This window comes from Nocardia vinacea (assembly GCF_035920345.1).
GTDB lineage: Bacteria > Actinomycetota > Actinomycetes > Mycobacteriales > Mycobacteriaceae > Nocardia > Nocardia vinacea_A.
On the sequence record NZ_CP109149.1, the window covers coordinates 10,146,591 to 10,165,097 of the forward strand.

Below are 18,507 nucleotides of genomic sequence, written 5' to 3' on the forward strand. Positions count from 1 at the left end.
GTGCACAATGCCGATCCGGACCGTACCCAACAGCGATGTCACCTACCACCTGCTCTGTTACGACGCCGAGGGAGTGGAACGGCCCGAGTGCGGAACGAAGCCGAGCGAAGCTGCGGCGGATCGGATTCGGAGTGAAACGATTACCGATGTGATTCTGCTCAGCCACGGCTGGAAAGGTGATATTCCATCCGCCATCGATCAATACGACCGATGGATCGGCGCGATGCTGAGCTGTCCAGCCGACCGGAACAATGCCGAACTACACAGACCCGGCTTCAACCCGCTAATCGTCGGTCTACATTGGCCAAGCCTGGCATGGGGCGACGAGAACCTCGACGACTACCCGGGCTCGTTCGCGATCGCCGCTGATGCAGACGCCTCCTTCGGCCGGGCTGTAGATGACTTCACGAACGCCCTCGGTGGTGGGGCGAATACCGCAGCCGCCGTCCGCACCATTCTGGAATCGGCCAACGACGATATCGCGCCGGACCATCTGCCGCCCGATGTTGTCGATGCGTATGCCCTGATCGACAGTCGAATTGGGCTCGGCAACAGCGGGGAAGGTGCCGCCCCGGGTGATGATCGAGAAGTCTTCGACGCCGAGGCGGCGTATCAGGCAGCGCTGACCGAGGAGGAGCTGGCCGACTTCGGTGGAATCGGCTTGGGCGGCGTAGTGGCGCCTTTACGCATGCTCACATTCTGGTCGATGAAGCGCAGGGCGCTGCGATTCGGTGAAGGCGGTGCGAATAGCTTGCTACGCCTCTTGCAAGATGCGATATCGGCAGACGGTGCTGTGCGGATCCACCTCGCCGGTCACAGCTTCGGATGCATCGTCGTTTCGGCATGCGTTGCGGGTAAGCCCGGAACCAAGTCCCTCAGACCGGTCCATTCGGTCCTGCTCGTGCAGGGTGCAATGTCACTGTGGTCGTACAGCTCGACAATCCCGGCTGTGCGGAATCGATCCGGCTACTTCCATCGGTTGCTAGCGGACAACCTTGTGGCTGGACCAGTAATCACTACACGGTCTGTCCACGATCGAGCGGTCCGCTTCTTCTACCCTGTCGGAGCATCGGCAACCCGAGACGTCGAGTTCGCACCGGGAGCCCTACCCAAGTATGGAGGCATAGGCACTTTCGGCGCACACGGATCGGGTTTTGCCGCCCAGGACATCCCAATCGGACCTGTCTCCACGGATTATGACTTCGTCCCAGGCAAAGTTTTCAACATCGACGCCACCGCTGTGATCAAATCAGGCCGGGGGCCGTCAGGCGCGCACAGCGACATCAGCCATCCCGAAATCGCGCACCTCGCTTGGGAGGCCATCAACGTGCGCCGTGGGGAGGCCCCGACCTGACCATAGTTTGACCTTTATTCTATTGCGCTGTAATAGTTTCAGCGCTTCGGAGGAAGAAGCTGAGTAAGATTCCTTCGCCGCGTTCTGTAGATCGTTCGACTTCGGTCTCGTTGTCGGTGGCCAACATGTTGCGGCATTGGTGAAATCGTGGATCGAACGCTGCCCGTGCTGGTGCTGATCTATCGGCTTTTCGGGGGCGAATTCGCGGCAAAAACGATAGATCTCGGCGGACGACCACCGAATACTGTTCTGGTTTGGCGCGATTGACGGCTCTGCGCCCTACAGGCCGAGGTCATCCTCTGGCTGCCGATCAGATGTCTCGGCGCGGTAGTCGATGATCTGTTGGGCGATGTCGTCGGCCGTTTCGGTGTGACGGTGTTGTTGTTCGTGCGCGAGTTGGGTTGGGTTGAGGGTGCGGCGTCGTTGTTGTTCGGCGCGGTATTGGTCGAGCTGCTGGTGGATGTCGGCAATGCGTGTCCGGATCTCGTTGTCGGTGTTTGCTTGTACCTCGGTGCTGGCGCGCTGGCGGTCAAGAATGGTCGCGGCGTCGGTGTCTAGCAGGTGGTCCCAACCGTCGGGGGTGCCGGCGAGGAGGATGGCGTCGCGGTTGGCTTGGCGTGCGGTGGCTCGTGCGGTGCTGTGGTTGCGGCTGCGGGTGGCTTGTTCGGTGATGAGGGTGTTGATGCGGGTTTGGAGGGCGCGGCGTTGGCTGCGGCGATAACTGGGTGTGGTGTTGAGTGCGGCGCGGGCGTCGGCGAGTTCGGTGGCGGTGGCGTGGAAGGCTTTTGCTGCGGTGTGGAGTTGGTGGTCGGCGGTGCGGGCGTCGCGGATTGCCTGTTGGGCTGCGGTGTGGCGGCGGATGTGGTCGTCGGTGTCTGATTCATGATCTGGGGTGTGCTGGGGCGGGTTGAACAGGACGGTGTCGGTGTCGGCGAGGGCGAGGGCTTGGTGCAGTTCGTTGATGTGGTGGTCGAGTTGGGTGTCGGTGAGAGCGAAGAGCGGATTGTCGGTCGCTGGGTCGGTGACGGTTGCGGCGGTGGGTGTTTCAGGTGTGGTGTCGGTTAGCGGGTGGGTGTGGATCCAGGCTTCGATCGCGGCCCGGTGTGCGGGGTTGTGGGTGGCGCGCCAGTCGCGGCGCAGTATCGCGCGGGCGGCGGCGGGGGGTTTGGTGGCGGTGATGTGGGTGCAGCGTGCGGTGATGTGGTCGGCGGGGTCGTGGTCGGGGATGCCTTGCTGGCCGCTGTCGCGGCATTCGCCGCATAGCCCGTCGTCGGCGCGGCGCGGTGGTATGGGGGAGGCGTCGGTGCGGGTGCGTTCGAGACTGCAGGCGACACAGCCCAATCCTCTGGTGTCGGGCAGGGCAGCGCGGTCGTAGTCGAGCGGGCGGTGCTTCGGGCGCGCATCGGGTAACACTGGCCGGTAGTAGTGATTCGGAACTCCGTCCGGAATCACGTTGTCGTAGGGATTCTCGTCGACGTCGGCCCGGGTGTCGTGGTAGCCCTGCTCGGTCCGGCGGGCATCGATCTGTGCGTCGGTGAATTGTTTGCGGCGTGCATCGGGGTCGATGTGGCTGGGGTGGTCACGGGCGACTTCGCGGCGCCGGTCGCGGCGGTAGCCGGGTTCGGCTGGGCGGGTAGGGGTTTGGAAGACGTGCGGGTCGCTGGCTGGTGTGCATGCCTCGATGAGTGCGCGATGCTCGGGCAGGCGCTGGGCAGCCCACCGCAACCGTGCGCGGGCGACGGGAAAGGCATTGCGGTAGAGGGTTTCGGCGATGTCGGCGAGGACGGTGTGTTGTTCATCGGTAGCGATATCGGCGAGCTCGCCGAACGCATCGACGGCGCCAGCGATCTGGCCGGTGCGAAACAGCTCGGCCACCTCACGAATACGGTCAGGGAATTCCGCGGCGACGGTTTCAGTTCCGATGTCGACATCGGAGGCAGGTGGTGACGCAGGTTCGGGAGTCATTGTCTGGCGGCCTTCCTGGTTGTATTCGGGTTGTGGTGGTGCAGCGGAGGGCGTGGTGGATTCAGGCGAATCCGCGTGATGAGGCGGATCGGCGGTGGGGGTTTCGTTGCGTGGGGTGGGTGTGTGGTGCAGGAGTGCGTCGATGCGCCAGGCCAGCGCGCTGGCGAGTTGGTCGGGGCGCAGGCCGGGGGTGTCGTCGGGTTGGGCGGCGAGGAGCAGTTCGTGCGCGGTGGTGAGTAGTTGCTGGGGTGTCCAGTCGGTGCCGGTCGCGCGGTCGATCGCGGCGACCACACGCGGCCACGCCGGGTCGGCGGTGACGCGGTCGGCGGCCTCGTCACCGAGCACGGTGCGCAGATCGGTGATCCAGTCCGGGCGCAGGTTGGGTTGTCCGAGACCGGTGTCGAGTGCGGAGGGTTCCAATTCCAGGCGCGACCACAGTGCGGCGGCGGGCATCTGATCGGGCAGCGGCCGGGACGCGGCGGCGTCGGTGAGCCGGGTTTGGATGTCGATTCCCGCGCGGGAGGCGACTTCGATCTTGTCGGCGAGGACGGGCCAATACGGGTCTTTCACGACGCGGGCCTCCAACCGCTGCACGGTGGCGGCCCATTTGTTGACCGGAAGACGGATGTCGCCGAGCGCGTGGGTGACTCGTTCGTCGAGGACCTGTTGGTGCTCGCGTTCGAGCGCGCTGTAGCGGGCTGGTCCGGTGGGGCACATGTCGCGGTCGTCGACATGCAGACTGGCGCGCCAGACCGCGAGATCGCCGAGCAGCCGCGGATCGGTGCCGACGAGAGGTCGGGCCCAGTGCGGCGCTGTGACCGGAGTCCACTGGTGGCTGTCGCGGCGGATCTGGGACGCGAGGTCGCTGACGATGCCGGCACGCGCAGTGACTTGTGTGGCGTCGCGGTCTTCGCCCAGGCCGCGGGGGATTCCTTGTGCCCACGGCAGCGGTCCGGTGCCGGTGGAGTGCGCGCCGGAGGGGTCCAGACGCCAGTCCAATACCGCGGCAACATCATCGGCGGTGTCGAGTTCCCGCGCCCCTGCTGCGGTGTGCAGGGCAGCGATCGGGTCGGCCCCGGACAGCGCGATCATCGCCAGGTGCTGACGCAACACCGGGTAGGCGGGGCTGTCGGTGAGGTTAGGACGCAATGCTTCCGCGGCGGCGTCCAGACGCTCCAGACCATCAGCGCCGAGGGCGTGTTCGGCGGCGACACCGAGGGCGTCGAGGTAGATATCGAGTGCGCGCCCGATGCGAATGCGTGGGTCGAGTGCGTCGCGTAGTTGTGTGTGTGCCGATTTTTGTGCGCCGTCGCGGCCGAGGATGCGCAGCAAAACTTCGACGGCGGTGCGCGGAAACACCGCTGGTTCACTCCAGAACGAGCCTTCACTGCCGTCCAACGCGGTCGGGATGTAGGCGTGGTTGGCGTACACACCGCGGGTCATTGCCACGTAAAGCTGCTGGCGGGATTCAATTCCGGTGAGCGCGATGTGACAGGTGTCGGCGGTGATTCCCTGCGCGGAATCGATCGTCGTGGCGTACCCGAGGCGCACATGCGCGGTCACATAGTCGGCGGGAAGCCACACACTCGCACCGCGTTTTCCCCCGGAACGCAAATGCGTCGCGGTCAGGCTACCGTCGTCGTGGACGGCGGTGACCCTCCAGGCGTAGCCGTTGCGCACCCAGTCGTCGGCGCCCAAACGTAGGCGTGGATTGTTGCGGCGGGTGCGGATCGTGTCACCGACCGAGGCCGCCAAGCCATCGGCGAGCCCGCACTCGGCACCGACAACGCCGCCGGTTCGGGCGATGCGATCGGTGCGGGCGCGAGCGTTGAGCGCTTTGACCACGTCGTGGTTTGCGGCCAGCATGATCGCGTCGCGGCCCGCGAGATGGTCAGCGGCCCAAGCGGTGTAGGTGTCATCGTGGGTCGCGCCCAGGTGGCCCGCGTGCACGCGAGCATTGTCGAGATACCAGCCCAGAGCGGCCGGATCGCCTTCGCGCAGCGCCAAACTGGCCGTCGCTTCGGCCGTCGAGGCGAAGCGCACGACATGGGTAAGGGTCAGGGTGTGCTCGGGAGCGGCGGCGTTCATGTCCGCGTCCGCGCCGCCGGCCTCGATCGCGGGCAGTTGCTGATCGTCGCCGATACAGCGGACCGTCGCCCCGCGAGAAGCCAGAAACCGCAGCAGCCGTAGGCGTTTGAGGTTGCCGAGTTTGACGTGCTCGTCGACGATGACCAACGTGTCGGCGTCGATTTGCAGCACCCATTGCGGCAGCGGCGGCGGGACATCCCGGTCCAAAGCCGGGTTGTCCGGGCGCGGGGTGTGACGCGACAACACGTCGAGGACCTTGTCGACGGTCTCGACCCGGGCGCCGATCGATTCCCCGAGCACCGCGGCGGCTGACGCGGTGGGTGCCAGGCCGAGAACTTGCCCGCCGCTGGTGTGCCAGGCGTCGGTGAGCACAGCCATCGCAGTGGTCTTACCGGATCCGGCGGGGGCGTTGGCGGTATGCACCCGTAATCCCGAGGTCGCGAATCCTTCGATCACACCGACCTGCCCGGCATTCAACGGCCTATCCGGGTTGAGTGTGTTGTAGTCGCGCACCGCCGCGGTCACCATCGCGGGGGTGAGTTGGCGGGCGCCGGACTGCACCGACAGCTCGATCAGCTGCTTTTCCACCGACAACGTGTGCGCCGAGGTATAAAGCTGCGAGCCTGCGGTGGTGTAGACGCTGGAGCCGTCGCGACGACGCAACAGCTCGGGCACGGTACGCAATTCGGGTTCGTCCGCGATATCTGGGTCGCCGCGTTCGATCGACTGAGTCGGCGAGAGCGCTTGGGTCAGTACCGCTTCGGTGACGTGTTCCCAATCCTGGCCTCGGATGCGGCCGCGGATCTGCCGCTCGACTTCGGCGCGCACATTGTTGGGCCGCCAGGTCGCTCGATGCTCTGCCACCACCTCCAGCACACGCTCAGCCGTATGCTCGATCCACTGATCCGACACCGAAACACGCGGCGCACGAATCGGATTCAACGCCCCCGCGACCATCCGCGACAGCGGTTCCCGGCCGCCGAGCAACGCGACGGCTTCGGTCCGCCAGCTGGTGCGTTGTTCGGCCAGTGAGCGCAGTTGGTGTTTGGCGGGGCGGGTTTCCAGGGTGGCGCGCTGGGCGAGGTCATAGATTTCGCCGGGGATCGGTTCGCGCCCCAACCGGTGCTGGAAGTCGGCGGCCAGCTCCCCCAGACGTTCCTTGATCGCGACTTCGCGCCGCGACCACGCCTCGATCAACCGGGACGGGATACCGACGATTTCGCGGATCGGCCGCTTGGACGGATCAGTTCCGGCGCGTTCGGTGAACTCCACACCGACGAGACCTTCGAGATGATGCTCCAGGCGAGTGTTGTAGATCTCCGACACCGTGACCACCGCCTGGTAGATCGCGCCACCGTAGAGGGTGCGCCAACGCCCGTCCAGGGCGCGAACCCGGTTGGCGATCAGTACGTGGGTGTGCAGGTCCGGGTCCCCGGCGCGGCTGTCGCGGTGGGTGAACTGTGCTGCCACGATGCCCTCGACATCGACCTGCCGGATCCCGTTGCGCCCCAACCGGGTGAAAACAGCATGCTGCTCCAGCCAAGCCAGTGCGTCACCGATCGCGGCCTGATGTGCGGCCTCGATCTTCTCCGCGACCGCGCGCGACGCCAGCGCCCACAGCACCGACACCGACTTCACAGGCGAGAAAGTGATGTCGAAACCGGCGACCGCGGTCGTGTTCGGGCGAGAGTTCTGTGCCACCCATCCCGACAATTCACGCTCATTCAGTGGCGCGCGATCGTAGGTTTCGGTGAACATTTGTGTCGCGACCGTGGTGCGAATCCGCGCCCGTTCGGTGTCGGGAATGGCGTCGTACGGGTCTGAACCGCGCGCAATATTGTGTTGCTCGAATGCCTGCGCGCACCGTTTCCGGAACTCGGAAACCTCCGCATAAACACGAAACGGGTTACCCAAACGAGAGGATTTATCGGCGGCGCGTGCGGCATCCTTATGCTTCGCGCCGAGGCGGATCTGCTCGTCATAGACCGCGGTTTCGATGACATCGGCGTTGGGATGACGCCCCAAACCGAACAGCGATTTCATCTGCTCCTCGGTCACTTCATCACCCACGGAGAGGCCCAGAGACCCCAGGCCGGTGCCGTGCCAGCGGCCCGGTGCCTCGCCGTGGGCGGAGTAGTAGTCGGCCAGGCTGGACCGACCGCGAGCGGGATTATCGTTCGCGGCGACATTACGCAGGTAATACTGATAGCCATTGCCTGCCACGACTTTATGAATTGTCGCGGTCATATATCCATCAGGCACGAATCAGGCGATTACCGCAATGGGTTGGATTTGACTATTTTTTAGTCAAATCAAACAAATCCCCAGGTCGTTACCAAATCGTTACCCTCGATGAAAGAGGTGTGCTTGTGAGAAAGAGGTAAAGGGAGGGGAGTAAGTGAGATGAGTAGCAGAGAAGAAGAAGTGTATAGGAGGTGAGGTATGCGAGTGGGTGGATGAGGGTGATGTGTGGAGAAGTGTTGGGGTGACCCGTGAGGAGACATGGTGGGCGGAGGGTGCCGGTGCGTGGGGCCGGGTCCGGACGCGCGGTCCCGGCCCCTAGCCGTCGGCGGTGCGAGCACTCAGGCGAGTGGTGCGGCGATGCGCGTCCACCCGGCGGACTCGCAGGCGTAGTGGCGGTCGTCGATGGCGACGACGTCGCCGACCGACAGCGACCGCAACGGCTTCGCCGCCCACGCGTCGGCATGGGTGTGGTCGTCGGGGTGCTCGGGGTGGCCGTTGAACGCGGCGAAGGCGCGTTCGAGGATCACCGCGTCGGCCGAGGGACTTCCGGTGGGGACGGTGTACTCGTAGGCGAGGACGAGCGGCGCGGCGGGGGTGTAGCCGTGGAGCAAGGAGTGCGGGGCGTGGTTGAGGAACACGCGCACGATGAGGTGACGGCGGTGCGGTGCGAGCGCGCCGCGCACGGCTTGGGTGAGGTGGCGTAGGTAGGTCGGGTATCGGTGCATCGCGTGGGCTCCTGAAGGTTGGGGTGGCGGTCCGGTCCGCCGCAGGAGTGGACACTGCGGCGGACCGGAGATCAGAAACCCCGCCGATGGCGGGGCGGAATCAAGGTGAACGTTGGTCAGGCTGCGGTGCGGTAGTGGTGTCGGCATTCGCCGCAGAGGTCGTCGATGTCGATCTCGCGGTGGCGGGTGCACGAGCAGCAGCGCCCGGTGCGCAACTGCACCGGAGTCAGTGTCGTGATCGGCGCGCCGAGTGCGGAGGTTTGCGGGTCACGGTCGAGGAACGCCATGACCAGTCCGCGCACGGTCCGTGTCGAGCGCTGCTGCAACGCATCGAGCAGCGTGGGTGCGGTGGCGGGGTAGTGGTCGGTCAGGTACTGGCAGTAGGCGGCGACCTCGTCGGCGAGAGTGAAACCGGTCGGGAGGGAAGCGATTCCGGTCTGGCTGTGGTCGCGGCAGTGCTGGCAGAGTCCGTCGTCGCTGAGGCGGTGTCCGTCGGTGTCGGTGCGGAAGTGGTCGCTGCAGGCGCGTTCACCGAAGCAGTACACGCACACCCAGCCTTGCAGCGGAGCGAGGGTGGTGTGGTCGTAGTCGAGACCGTTGCCGTTGGTGAGGAATTCGGGTCGGTCGTCTTCGCGGATGTCGAGACCGGTTCGGGTGCGGGCGATCGCGGCGGCGTCGAAGTCGTCGCGGGTGCGGGCACCGGCACGGTCACGCTCGACGAGAACCTGGTCGGCGACTTGGCGGACATAGTTGCGATCCCACACAGACGGTTTCAACGCGGGATCGGCGTCGACGAGGAACCGGGTGCGGATGTAGTCGGTGACGACACGCGGTTCGCGCACGGGGCGACGCTTGGATTTGATGGCCGCGATGTGCTCGGGCCGCCGCCACGCTCGCTTGGCGGCGATCAGGGTGGCGGTCGAGGGGGTGCCCTTCAGGACTGGTTTGTCGTCGGTGGCGAGCATTCGCCGCACCTTGCAGTCGACCGCGGTGATCGGGACGGTCGTGATCCAGCGCGGCTGGTTTTCGGCGGGGCGATGCAGGCCCGGGTCGGTGCGCGTGACGAACATGTCGAGCCACGCCTGCAGCTCGGTGTCCGAGCGCCGCCACAGCGACCGCAAATTTGCCCGCGCGATCACGTACGGATCGTTGGTGAAGGTGTCGGCGAGCCGGACGAGGCGGTCGAGGTCTTCGGGGGAGCCGAGCGTGGTGAGGGCGTGTTCGAACGCGTCGCGGGCGTCGTCGTGGAGTCCTGCTTCGAGTTGCCAGTTGATGTGGGCGATCGCGTCGAGGAAGGACTGAGGTTCGGTGCTGGTCATCGTTTTCCCTTCAGATCGAGCGGAGTGGACCCAGCCCCGTGTGAACGTGACATTCCACAGGGATGGTCGGCTGGCCGGGCGGCCAGCCTGAGGGCGCTTGGACCGGGGCGGCGGCCGGCGCGGTGGGGAACGCGCCTAGGCGTGCACCACCGAATTTCCGAACCCGACCGCCACATGGCTATGGGCGGGAGGGAAATTCGGTGGTGCCGGGCGCGGGCCCCGCCGTGTCGGACGACGCTCTGGTAGCCCTCGTCCGGGCTGGACGACCGGCCAGACGGGCATCTACCCACTCGACGACTCCCGCTCACCTACCCATCGGGCAGGCAAGCAGCGGGTCAGAACCCGGGCTCCTCACCCGCCCCGACACCGGCGAACGCCGACTCGCGCGTGCCCAGCGACGCCCACGGATCACCGGAGCTGGGCCGAGAGGTCGTTCGGGTATCGCTGTTCCAGCCCGCACGCCGGTCTGCCCTGGTGATCTTGGCGGTGGCGTAGCGCAACGACGCAGCCACCTCGTCGGCCTCGAGCTCTACGACCGTGCGCTTGTCGCCCTCAGCGGTTTGGTAGCTGCGCTGTTTGAGTCGCCCGGTTACGCTGACCCTGGCTCCTCGGGACAGCGACTGCACAGCGTGCTCGGCGGCCTCTCGCCAGACGTTGCAACGCATGAACAACGCCTCGCCGTCCTTCCACTCGTTGGTGGTGCGGTCGAGATATCGAGGCGTCGAGGCGACCGTGAAATGGGCGACCGGAACGCCCGATGTTGTCACGACCAACTCGGGATCGGCAGTAATGTTGCCGATCACGGTGATCGTCGTATCGCCAGCCATAGCTACTCCTTGGAATGTTGTTGATGAGAACAGGAATCGGGTACACGCCTCGTCATCGCCGCTGACCGTGAGAGGTCGGCGGCGACGCCGTGGCTGTCGATCGGTCCGGTGTCAGGCGGCGATGTCGATATCGTGGTAGCCGATGTCGCCTGCTGCGGCCAACTCGACATCGACGAGGGCGAAGTCGAGTCCGGCGGCGGCTTCGGCCAGGAAATGCAGGTACCGTTCGGTCGCGGCGGTGTGGTTGCGCCACAGGGACTTACCGAGAACGGTTTCGTGCTGGGCGACGATCATCGCGGTGACGATGACCCACGCTCGCGCGGGTGTGGCGGCCTCGATGGCCTCGAGCAGCGCTTCGCGGGTGCCGCCGACCCCGAGGATGTGCAACACCTTGCGCAGATCGGCGGTGTCGAGTCCGTGAGCGATGGATGTGGCCACGAACGCGGCGGCCAGGTTGGGCGGAGTGCGACGGGTGAAGAGGTTGATCAGCACACCGTCGCGGCGTTCGTTCGCGGCTTGGCCCCGGATGTTGAGCTCGATCACCCGGGCGCGTTGTTGGCGGGCGGCCTCACGGTCGGCCGCGGCTTTCGCTGCCGCTGCGGTGGCCTCGGTGGCCTTGGCCTCGTCTCTGCTGCTGGTGTCGTCATCGGCCGTGGTCGGGGGTTGGAGCTGGAAGCCGCTGTCGGGCAACTGGTTGGCGGGTATGTAGCAGAACGGCACCCACCGGTCACACCACTGGACCTGATCGGCATGGAGCAGCCCAGCGGCGGGGGCCGCGTCGGTGTTGTCGCGGGTGTCCCAGTCGACGGTATCGGGGTCGATGATCGCGCCGGTGTTCTTCTCGACGAGCTGCCCGTTCTCCTCGAGATGCAGGTACACAACCCATCGGGTCGGGTCGGTGTTGATCTGCTCGATGGTGACGGGTTCACCATCGGCGGATGTCAGCAGTTCGGCGGGGATGAACTCGGCGGCGTCGCTGCTGGTGTCGGGTTCGGTGGTGAGGATCCCGAACCCGTACGCGCCGTAGAGCAGTGAGGCTTGCATGCGGGCGCGTTCGGCGGCGCGTTCGGCGAGGATGCGTTGGACCTCGTGGGCGAACCTGGATCGTGTGGTCTGGTTGAGCCGCTGCACGGCGTCGGTGTCGCCGAGGGCTTCGTAGTGGCCGATGACCGCGAGCTGGTCGAGGCTGAACTGATCGGTTTCCAGTAGCGCGGTCGCGGTCGGCGACGCCCCGATCTTGGCGTGGTTCTTCACATCCTCGCGTTTGGCTTGCAATCCTTTTGCTACCCGGGTCACGCTCGCGCCGAGGTCGAGCATGAGTGCGACACCCCCGGCGTAGTCGGCCTTGGTCAGCGGGATCCGGCGCTCGTTGAAATTGATCTGATCCAGAGTGCGTTCGATGCGGCGTTCGTTGTCGCTGAGCCCGACCGGTGCGGCGGTGATGAACACCGGGACCCGCGACAGGCCGAGCGCGCGGGCGATGAGTATGCGCACCTGACCGTCATCGGCATACACTGAGCCGTCGGCTTCGCGTGTGGCGTTGATCGGGTCCTTGACGCCGCGGGTTTTGATCGAGGCGACCTGGTCGGGATGGTCCTTGAGCCGGAAGCTCTTGCGGACGTTCTCGGCGATCACCAGTTCCTCGGGCCGCATCCACTTCGCCTCGATCGCGGGCAGATCAGCCTCATCGACGACGTCGACCTCGGGGTGGGTATCGGGCTCGACGCTGGTATCGGGGTCGAGGACCGCTGTGGCAGTGGCGGTTTCGCTTTCGGGCATCGGGACTCCTGACAAATGGCGGCGGGAGCAGCCCGCCGCGATTGGTGGGCTGCTCCGCCGGAATGGGCTGTGGGCGACAAGAACCGGGGATTGCCCCGGCGGCGGATCAGGTTCAGGCGGGCTGGGCGGTGGCGACGTTGATCGGGCGCAGCCGCAACACATCTCGGTGATCGCTGGTGAAGGCCCAGTACTTGCCGCGCCAGTCCGGGAACTCCGCGCGCCAGCGCTCGAGTACCGCGGAGTCCTCGATCTCGGGGGTCGGCCCGGCAGCGCCGGTGTATTGGCGCTGCAGGTACTGCTCACGGGTGACGGTCTCGATCGCAGTGATCACGGACATGGGTCGGTCTCCTTCGTCGGGGGCAGATGGATATGGCTGCGCCAGAAACGGAAAGGGCACAAGCGATTTGCGAGGGCAAGGCAACAAGAAGCGCCTGCCTGCCGGACAGTGCATGGCGATATCGCGGTGGCCTCAGCGCGGCAGTCAGCGCGCCCTGGCTTGGCGATACGCGAACCTGTCAGTCGAGGTCGATGCCGAGTTCGGCGGCGATGGTGTAACCGCCGCGCATCGATGCGCGGATCAGGTCGGGGTTGACCGAGCACGCGAAGGCGGCGGTGAGTGTCAGCGCTGTTTGTTGGCCGGGTTCATCGGTCAAGGCGACCTGGATGGCGGCGGTGGCCAGTGCGGCATCGTCGTCGGTGTAGGCGGTGACCGCGAGCATCATCGCGGCTTGGGTCCGCCCGGGTGCGGGCAGTGCTCGCACCAACTGGGTCCACGCTGCCATACACGCGCCACCGCGCGGACCGGTCGACAGGGCGTAGAGGCAGTCACGAATCTCGATGTCTTCCAAAGCGATCGCCAACTCGGCCAGCGACGCCGCCGAGAGGGTGGCGCCGGAACCGGCGGCGTGGATCTGGGTCAGCGCGAATCGCAATCGGTCACGACGGCAGGCAACTGCGGCCGCGCTGTCGTCGGGGACGTAGGGTGCCTCGCTGGTGAGGACCACACCTCGCTCGCGTAGGCATCGCGCGACCTGTTCGGTGAGTGCGGGGCCAGGTTCCAGGACCGCCGGTACCGGCTCGACCAGTCGCACGGGTTCGCCGACTTCGGTGGGATCGGTGGTCGTGTAGTCCGCCAGCACACCGGTGTCCTTGTCGAGCAGGCTGGTCCAGCGCGAGCCTGGTTCGGTTCCGGTGACTACCCAGGCGTCGAGCAGTTGCGTGTCGTGCTCGCCGAGGCGCTGCCCGAGCACGGTGATCAGTTCGTAGTGGGTCGGGCGTGGAACCGGGCGGCCGGGACGCGGATCGTCGATGATGATGACCGCGACCGCGTCGGGTGTGTGCTGGCGGCATACGCGCAATGCGCGGTTGAGGATCGGCACGGTCGCGAGGTAGTCCCCGCCCAAGCCGAGGTCGTCTCCGGTCAGATACAGGTCCTCCCGCACACCGGTGCCGGGACGAATGTAGGTGCCGGGCCAACATCCGAATACCTGCATCTGCACCAGCAGCAGGCAACGCTTCAGAGGCGGTGGGGCTGCGGAGAGGATTGCGGTGATCACCGCGCCGGGATCTTCGATCGAGGGCATTGAAACTCCTTGGCATGGACGAATCCGCACCGCGGACGCGGCAGCGCGCAGGTGAGGTGGACAGAAACCCGGCCCACGACCGTGTGCGGTACCGATGCATTCGGGGTGCGGGCGGGGCGTGGCGGCGCTGAACGGGTTAGCGGTAACGGGGGCTGGGGAGGCCGATGTAGTCGGGCAGCATGCGCAGCACCTCGTCGAGGCCGTAGGTGCTGTAGCGGTCGGCGTCGTCGGTGTCGAGATGGCTGAACCGGATCGGCGTCGGGAGGTGGATCTGTTGGGCTGCGATCCAATCGACCTCGCCGGTATCGCTGCGCGGAACGGTCAGCGACAACGCCGATTCGGCGCGGTCGATGATGTGCTGCCAGCCGCGAACGCTGTAGTGGCGACGCAGGGTGAAGGTTGCGCCGAAGGGGTGATCGGTGCTGATCCAGCCGTCGATGAACGCCCGCACGGTGGCGGGTGTGGGGCCGTCGATCCATTCCACCTGGGCGTCGGTGCGGTAGGGCGGTTGGGTGGTGAACGCGGCAGCGGGCCACCGGGTGCGCAGGCTGGTGCGCATCAAATGCTCGAGGTCGGCTGGGTGGCGGGGCCGAACCGGCACGATGATGTGGGACTGGATCAGATCACCGTCGGCCTCGACGGTGGTGTGGTTCCACATCCGCACCACCCGTCGCCCCTGGGTGCGCGCGGCGTCGAGGGCCAGTTCACGCATCCGGGTCAGGGCCTGCTCGGCGGTCAGATCCGTCGCGATCACACGGGCCGGATCGTCGTGGCGCGCAAACGCGTCGCCAAGACTGTCGTAGAGGGTGAACTGGTCAGGGATATCGGCATAGGGCATGGCTACTCCTCGCGAAGACGAGCGGACACGGTGTGCCGCGGGGACAAAGTGGTGGCGCGATCACGGCGACCAGGTCGCACGGCGTCTGGGCGTTGAGTCACGCCTCCATCCCGAAGCGAACGTATGTTCGATTTGCGGTATGGTCGCGTTATGCCCGAACTTTCTCGGTTGGACAGGGCGTGGATGAACCTCGATGAGGTTCGTGAACAGCTGCTCAACGCGGCGGCGTTCGGCAAACACCTGAGCCCTGACCAGTTGGAGCACGCCGCACGCAAGGTGTCGGAAGGCATGCGGATCTACGCCGAAGAAACCGATCACCGGTGAATAACGGTGCCCGGGTCAGTACTGGTCGAGGTCGATGCCGAGTGCGGCGGCGGTGAGGTAGCCGCTGCGCAACTGTTCACCGATCACCGTTGCCGGGACCGACAGTGCGACATCGTCGGCGAGTTGTCGCCCGGTCGGTTCGGTGGGGTCATCGGTCAACGCGATCCGTAGCGCGGCGAGAACCATGTCGAGGTCATTGCTGATGTAGGCCGAGACTGCCAACTGCAATGCGGCGTGGGCGCGGCGCGGTGAGGGCAACGCGCGAACCAGCAAGGTCCACAGTGCTTGGGTCGCGGTCCCGCGCGGGCTCGAGGACAACGCGTAGAGACTGCGGCGGACGGTTTCGTCGTGCATGGCGACCTCCACGCGCGCGATATCGAGCGCTGCGATGTCGGTACCGCTATCGGCCGCCTGGATCTGATCGAGCACCAACCGCAGCAACTCCCGTGGGGATTGCTGCTGAGTTCGGCCTGCGGCTTCGGCGGCGTTGCGTGTTTCGTTGAGCGATTTCAACGCGCGGTTGACTGCGACGGCCAGGGCGGGGTCCGAGACCAGGACAGCCGGTATCGGGTCGCTCGCTGGCGAGTGTGCCCTGATCCACACGGGCTCCAGTTTTCCTGCCGATGGCAGGACTCCGGTGTCGTTGTCGAACAGGCTGGTCCACCGTTGGCCGGGCGCGAAGCCGGTCAGCGTCCAGGCATCGAGTAGTTCGATGTCCTGCTCCACCAACTGTTCTCGCATCAGGGCGATGAGCTCGTGATGGGCGTTACGTGGGACGGGCCGGTGCGGTCGCGGATCATCGACGATGACCACGGCAAGAGCGGCGGGGTTGTGCAAACGACACGCGTCCAAGGTGTGCGCCAGGATTGGTCTGGTGGCGATGTTCTCATCGACCAACCCGAGATCGGCGCCGGTGGAATACAGGGCCACGCCCCGCACCGCGTCGACATAGAAGTCCGCGTCGAACCCCGCATCGGATGTTTTGACGGGCAGTATCAACACGATTCGGTGTGCTGGGCGCGGAAGCTGAGAGAGGACTCCGGCGAGGAATGCGCCGGGATCTTCGATCGATGGCATCGAAACTCCTAGGGCAGAAAGGGGCCGATGAGGACGCACATTCAGATGGGATGTGTCAGGCGAGGTCGGTGAGGGCCGAGCGATTTCACTGGCAACCTCGGACAGGTCGACGACACCCATGCACCGTCGCGAGGCGGGCGGGGTTAAGTCTCAGGTCGTGCGACGTGAGCGGATTCCCCAGTTGGTGCGAGGCACCGGTTCGGTTCGCGGCGTAGGTGAGGCCGTCGCTGATGGTGCGTTGGGCTTCGGTGTCGGTGAAATCCTCGACCCCGACATGGATCTGGGCGGCGTCGAGCAGGACCGCGTACGCGTGGTCGTAGTCGAGCAGCCCGGCCCCGACGAGACGACCGAGACTGTTGGCGGCCAACAACACAGCGCGGTGCCGGGAGCCGATGCGTGCGGCGCGGACCCGGGCAGTCTGATTCGATAGCGCCGCCGCGACGTAGGCATCGCGGTGACCGATGCCGGTGAGCTGAGGAGGGATCATCGGTGGCTGCGGTGGGGCCAGCAGCCGAGTCGGCCACGGCGGCAGCGGGATCGGTGGGCGGTCATCGATGGTGCGGTAGGTGCCGTGGGGCAGTTCCGATCGCGCTGCGACGATGTATCCGCCGACACCGCGGCTGTCGATGCGACAGCCGCGTCGTCCGATGGTGTTGCGCAGCAGTGGTTTTCGCAGCGCACGGTAAGAGAGGGGTATTCCTCCGGATGTTATCCGCAGGAGAAAAGTGTTTGATCGGCATCTTGCCTGGTCAGAACGTTGATGCAATTGCAGAAACGAGTGGTCAGGTCGAGCTGTGTGTCATCGGCCGATCCGGGTTGAGTGTGGGGTGTCGCGGGTGCACTGTGATGGTTGTGCCAGAGACTACCGGGCTTGATTCCGCCGAAGGTGGGGGTTGAGTATGCCGACGAGCTGGGGCCGACTGCGCTGAGACTGTGCGGTCTTGTCCGAATCGACGCGATGTGCCCAGCGGGGTTTAGCATGCCGAGGAGTATGAGAAGCTGCGCCGCTAGGACCCTGAGATGGCCTTGCAGCCGCTGGGGCTGGCTAGATCGGTGATCTGCGACGTCGTTTGTCGGTGGATCTTGAAGTCGCCTGTGCTGGGCGGATGTTCGTATCGGTGAATTCTGACGGCGTGATCTTGCTTGCGGTGGAAGGCTTTTCGTGCTTCGTAGAGGTGTCCACGGGGCGGTGAAATGATCTTATGGATCAACGTCCAAGCAAGGGGAGGGCCACATGAACCAGTTGCCGATGCTGTCCGCTGTCCAGATCGCCGCAGAGCGGGTCCTGCTGCGCAAGGCGCGCGACGCTGATCGGGAAGGGCTCATCGAGCTACAGACTGACCCGGAGGTCTGGGCCTACATCGGAGTCCCGCGGCTGCGGGAGGAGGTCGAGCAGCGCCTCGACGCGATCGGCGGCGCAGCCAACGCAACCGCCATTCCCGGCCACTTCATCATCGCCGACAAGGCCACCGACAACCTGATCGGAACATTCGAGCTCAAACGGCGGGCCGCTGACGAGCCCGGCCACGTCACCGACGACGGCGAGGAACTGGAACTGGGTTACCTGATGCGGCACGATGCCTGGGGCGCAGGACTGGCGTTCGAGGCCGCGAGCGCCGCGTTACGCGCAGCCGCAGACGAGCTCCCAGACCAGCCGGTCCTGATCGCGACCCAGACGGCCAACAAACGCTCGCTCGGACTCGCAGCCCGCCTGGGATTCCAGCCGGTCAGCACCTTCGAATGGTTCGACGCCGGGCAGACCCTGTGCCTGGCCAGCCTGCACTCGTTCAAAGCCTGAATGGCAGGTGACGCCACCAAGACCCGTTCTGCGACACGCTGTGCGGGTGACGTCACTTTCCGCCGACACAACGCGAGCCCTGGCGCGGACTGGTCGTGACCGCAGCCACACAGATCCTCGACTACGTCGGCGGTGTCCTGATCATTCCCTAGTCCGTTCTCGTCCACCAATACTGGCAGGAGATCCGCACCGGGCTCGAAACCGCAAGCGTCCCACTGCATCACATCGTTCTCCACGCCGAACGCGACGAACTGCTCCGCCGCATCGAGACCGACCCCACCAAACCGAACTCAACATGGCGCCTCGAGCATCTCGACGACTACGCCGCCGCCCGCTCCTGGCACAGCCAGGAAGCCCACGTCATCGACACCACCGACTTGCGCCCGCGCCACGTCGCGAAACTTATTGCCGCTCACGTCGATCACACCCGAACAGCGACGACGGATCGACCTCCGGTGAACTGACGACACTGCAACGGACACTTGCCTCAAAATCAACGAGATTCACCGGGGCCACGACGTCTCACGAAGTTGAGGCACCGCACCTCACTGCTGAACGCTGCCTCATGATCAACGAGACAGGACAG

At 65.6% G+C, this 18,507-nt stretch carries 14 protein-coding genes and 1 pseudogene; 3 read left to right on the top strand and 12 right to left on the bottom strand.

All coding sequences use genetic code 11. The annotated features are described in order from the left end of the window. Positions 1-7 precede the first annotated feature (7 nt). On the top strand, positions 8-1,354 hold the full coding sequence (locus tag OIE68_RS45930; protein ID WP_327097139.1) for a hypothetical protein: 1,347 nt from the start codon (positions 8-10) through the stop codon (positions 1,352-1,354). 279 nt (positions 1,355-1,633) lie between these two features. On the opposite strand, the gene mobF is transcribed toward OIE68_RS45930, so the two are convergent. The 8 genes from mobF to OIE68_RS45970 all read right to left on the bottom strand — a co-directional run bounded on the left by mobF (position 1,634) and on the right by OIE68_RS45970 (position 14,722). Next, entirely contained in the window at positions 1,634-7,654 is a 6,021-nt protein-coding gene (gene mobF / locus OIE68_RS45935; RefSeq protein WP_327097140.1) for a MobF family relaxase, read from the bottom strand. Positions 7,655-7,989: 335 nt separating this feature from the next. Then, positions 7,990-8,376 (bottom strand): hypothetical protein, encoded by a 387-nt coding sequence (locus tag OIE68_RS45940; protein ID WP_327097141.1) that lies wholly within the window; start codon positions 8,374-8,376, stop codon positions 7,990-7,992. A 116-nt stretch (positions 8,377-8,492) separates the two neighbouring features. After that, positions 8,493-9,695, bottom strand: a complete 1,203-nt coding sequence (locus OIE68_RS45945; protein WP_327097142.1) for a hypothetical protein — start codon at positions 9,693-9,695, stop codon at positions 8,493-8,495. A 335-nt stretch (positions 9,696-10,030) separates the two neighbouring features. Continuing rightward, positions 10,031-10,522: a single-stranded DNA-binding protein gene (locus OIE68_RS45950; protein WP_419150656.1), complete on the bottom strand. Its 492-nt coding sequence runs from the start codon at positions 10,520-10,522 to the stop codon at positions 10,031-10,033. A 111-nt stretch (positions 10,523-10,633) separates the two neighbouring features. Next, positions 10,634-12,301: a hypothetical protein gene (locus OIE68_RS45955; protein WP_327097143.1), complete on the bottom strand. Its 1,668-nt coding sequence runs from the start codon at positions 12,299-12,301 to the stop codon at positions 10,634-10,636. Between the two features lie 112 nt (positions 12,302-12,413). Beyond that, a complete protein-coding gene (locus OIE68_RS45960; RefSeq protein ID WP_327097144.1) occupies positions 12,414-12,638 on the bottom strand; it encodes a hypothetical protein in 225 nt (74 codons plus the stop codon). 178 nt (positions 12,639-12,816) lie between these two features. Next, positions 12,817-13,884 (bottom strand): DUF4192 domain-containing protein, encoded by a 1,068-nt coding sequence (locus OIE68_RS45965; protein ID WP_327097145.1) that lies wholly within the window; start codon positions 13,882-13,884, stop codon positions 12,817-12,819. Positions 13,885-14,020: 136 nt separating this feature from the next. Continuing rightward, positions 14,021-14,722, bottom strand: coding sequence for a hypothetical protein (locus OIE68_RS45970; RefSeq protein WP_327097146.1), 702 nt, complete (start codon positions 14,720-14,722; stop codon positions 14,021-14,023). A 150-nt stretch (positions 14,723-14,872) separates the two neighbouring features. Here OIE68_RS45970 and OIE68_RS45975 point away from each other — a divergent pair, with 150 nt between their 5' ends. Continuing rightward, entirely contained in the window at positions 14,873-15,046 is a 174-nt protein-coding gene (locus tag OIE68_RS45975) for a DUF6374 family protein (RefSeq protein ID WP_327097147.1), read from the top strand. A 15-nt stretch (positions 15,047-15,061) separates the two neighbouring features. Here the strand turns inward: OIE68_RS45975 and OIE68_RS45980 are convergent, their stop codons facing one another. The 3 genes and pseudogenes from OIE68_RS45980 to OIE68_RS47375 form a co-directional block, all read right to left on the bottom strand. Further along, complete coding sequence (locus OIE68_RS45980) at positions 15,062-16,123, bottom strand: DUF4192 domain-containing protein (protein WP_327097148.1); 1,062 nt, start codon at positions 16,121-16,123, stop codon at positions 15,062-15,064. An 85-nt stretch (positions 16,124-16,208) separates the two neighbouring features. Beyond that, positions 16,209-16,610 (bottom strand): hypothetical protein, encoded by a 402-nt coding sequence (locus OIE68_RS45985; RefSeq protein ID WP_327097149.1) that lies wholly within the window; start codon positions 16,608-16,610, stop codon positions 16,209-16,211. A gap of 45 nt (positions 16,611-16,655) precedes the next feature. Beyond that, a pseudogene (locus OIE68_RS47375) lies at positions 16,656-16,889 on the bottom strand (bifunctional DNA primase/polymerase); the annotation flags it as partial. A gap of 468 nt (positions 16,890-17,357) precedes the next feature. Here OIE68_RS47375 and OIE68_RS45990 point away from each other — a divergent pair. Next, the gene (locus OIE68_RS45990; RefSeq protein WP_327097150.1) at positions 17,358-17,921 is read left to right on the top strand and encodes a GNAT family N-acetyltransferase; all 564 of its coding nucleotides are present in this window, start codon (positions 17,358-17,360) and stop codon (positions 17,919-17,921) included. A 290-nt stretch (positions 17,922-18,211) separates the two neighbouring features. Here the strand turns inward: OIE68_RS45990 and OIE68_RS45995 are convergent, their stop codons facing one another. Next, positions 18,212-18,337 carry a hypothetical protein gene (locus OIE68_RS45995; RefSeq protein WP_327097151.1) on the bottom strand — a complete coding sequence of 42 codons (126 nt, stop codon included), beginning with the start codon at positions 18,335-18,337 and terminating at the stop codon, positions 18,212-18,214. Between the last annotated feature and the right edge of the window lie 170 nt (positions 18,338-18,507).

What these genes read in the sequence shown, in the direction of transcription:
- OIE68_RS45930 (WP_327097139.1), top strand. Translation starts at nt 8, where the DNA reads ATGCCGATCCGGACCGTACCCAACAGCGATGTCACCTACCACCTGCTC.
- mobF (WP_327097140.1), bottom strand. Translation starts at nt 7,654, where the DNA reads ATGACCGCGACAATTCATAAAGTCGTGGCAGGCAATGGCTATCAGTAT.
- OIE68_RS45940 (WP_327097141.1), bottom strand. Translation starts at nt 8,376, where the DNA reads ATGCACCGATACCCGACCTACCTACGCCACCTCACCCAAGCCGTGCGC.
- OIE68_RS45945 (WP_327097142.1), bottom strand. Translation starts at nt 9,695, where the DNA reads ATGACCAGCACCGAACCTCAGTCCTTCCTCGACGCGATCGCCCACATC.
- OIE68_RS45950 (WP_419150656.1), bottom strand. Translation starts at nt 10,522, where the DNA reads ATGGCTGGCGATACGACGATCACCGTGATCGGCAACATTACTGCCGAT.
- OIE68_RS45955 (WP_327097143.1), bottom strand. Translation starts at nt 12,301, where the DNA reads ATGCCCGAAAGCGAAACCGCCACTGCCACAGCGGTCCTCGACCCCGAT.
- OIE68_RS45960 (WP_327097144.1), bottom strand. Translation starts at nt 12,638, where the DNA reads ATGTCCGTGATCACTGCGATCGAGACCGTCACCCGTGAGCAGTACCTG.
- OIE68_RS45965 (WP_327097145.1), bottom strand. Translation starts at nt 13,884, where the DNA reads ATGCCCTCGATCGAAGATCCCGGCGCGGTGATCACCGCAATCCTCTCC.
- OIE68_RS45970 (WP_327097146.1), bottom strand. Translation starts at nt 14,722, where the DNA reads ATGCCCTATGCCGATATCCCTGACCAGTTCACCCTCTACGACAGTCTT.
- OIE68_RS45975 (WP_327097147.1), top strand. Translation starts at nt 14,873, where the DNA reads ATGCCCGAACTTTCTCGGTTGGACAGGGCGTGGATGAACCTCGATGAG.
- OIE68_RS45980 (WP_327097148.1), bottom strand. Translation starts at nt 16,123, where the DNA reads ATGCCATCGATCGAAGATCCCGGCGCATTCCTCGCCGGAGTCCTCTCT.
- OIE68_RS45985 (WP_327097149.1), bottom strand. Translation starts at nt 16,610, where the DNA reads ATGATCCCTCCTCAGCTCACCGGCATCGGTCACCGCGATGCCTACGTC.
- OIE68_RS45990 (WP_327097150.1), top strand. Translation starts at nt 17,358, where the DNA reads ATGAACCAGTTGCCGATGCTGTCCGCTGTCCAGATCGCCGCAGAGCGG.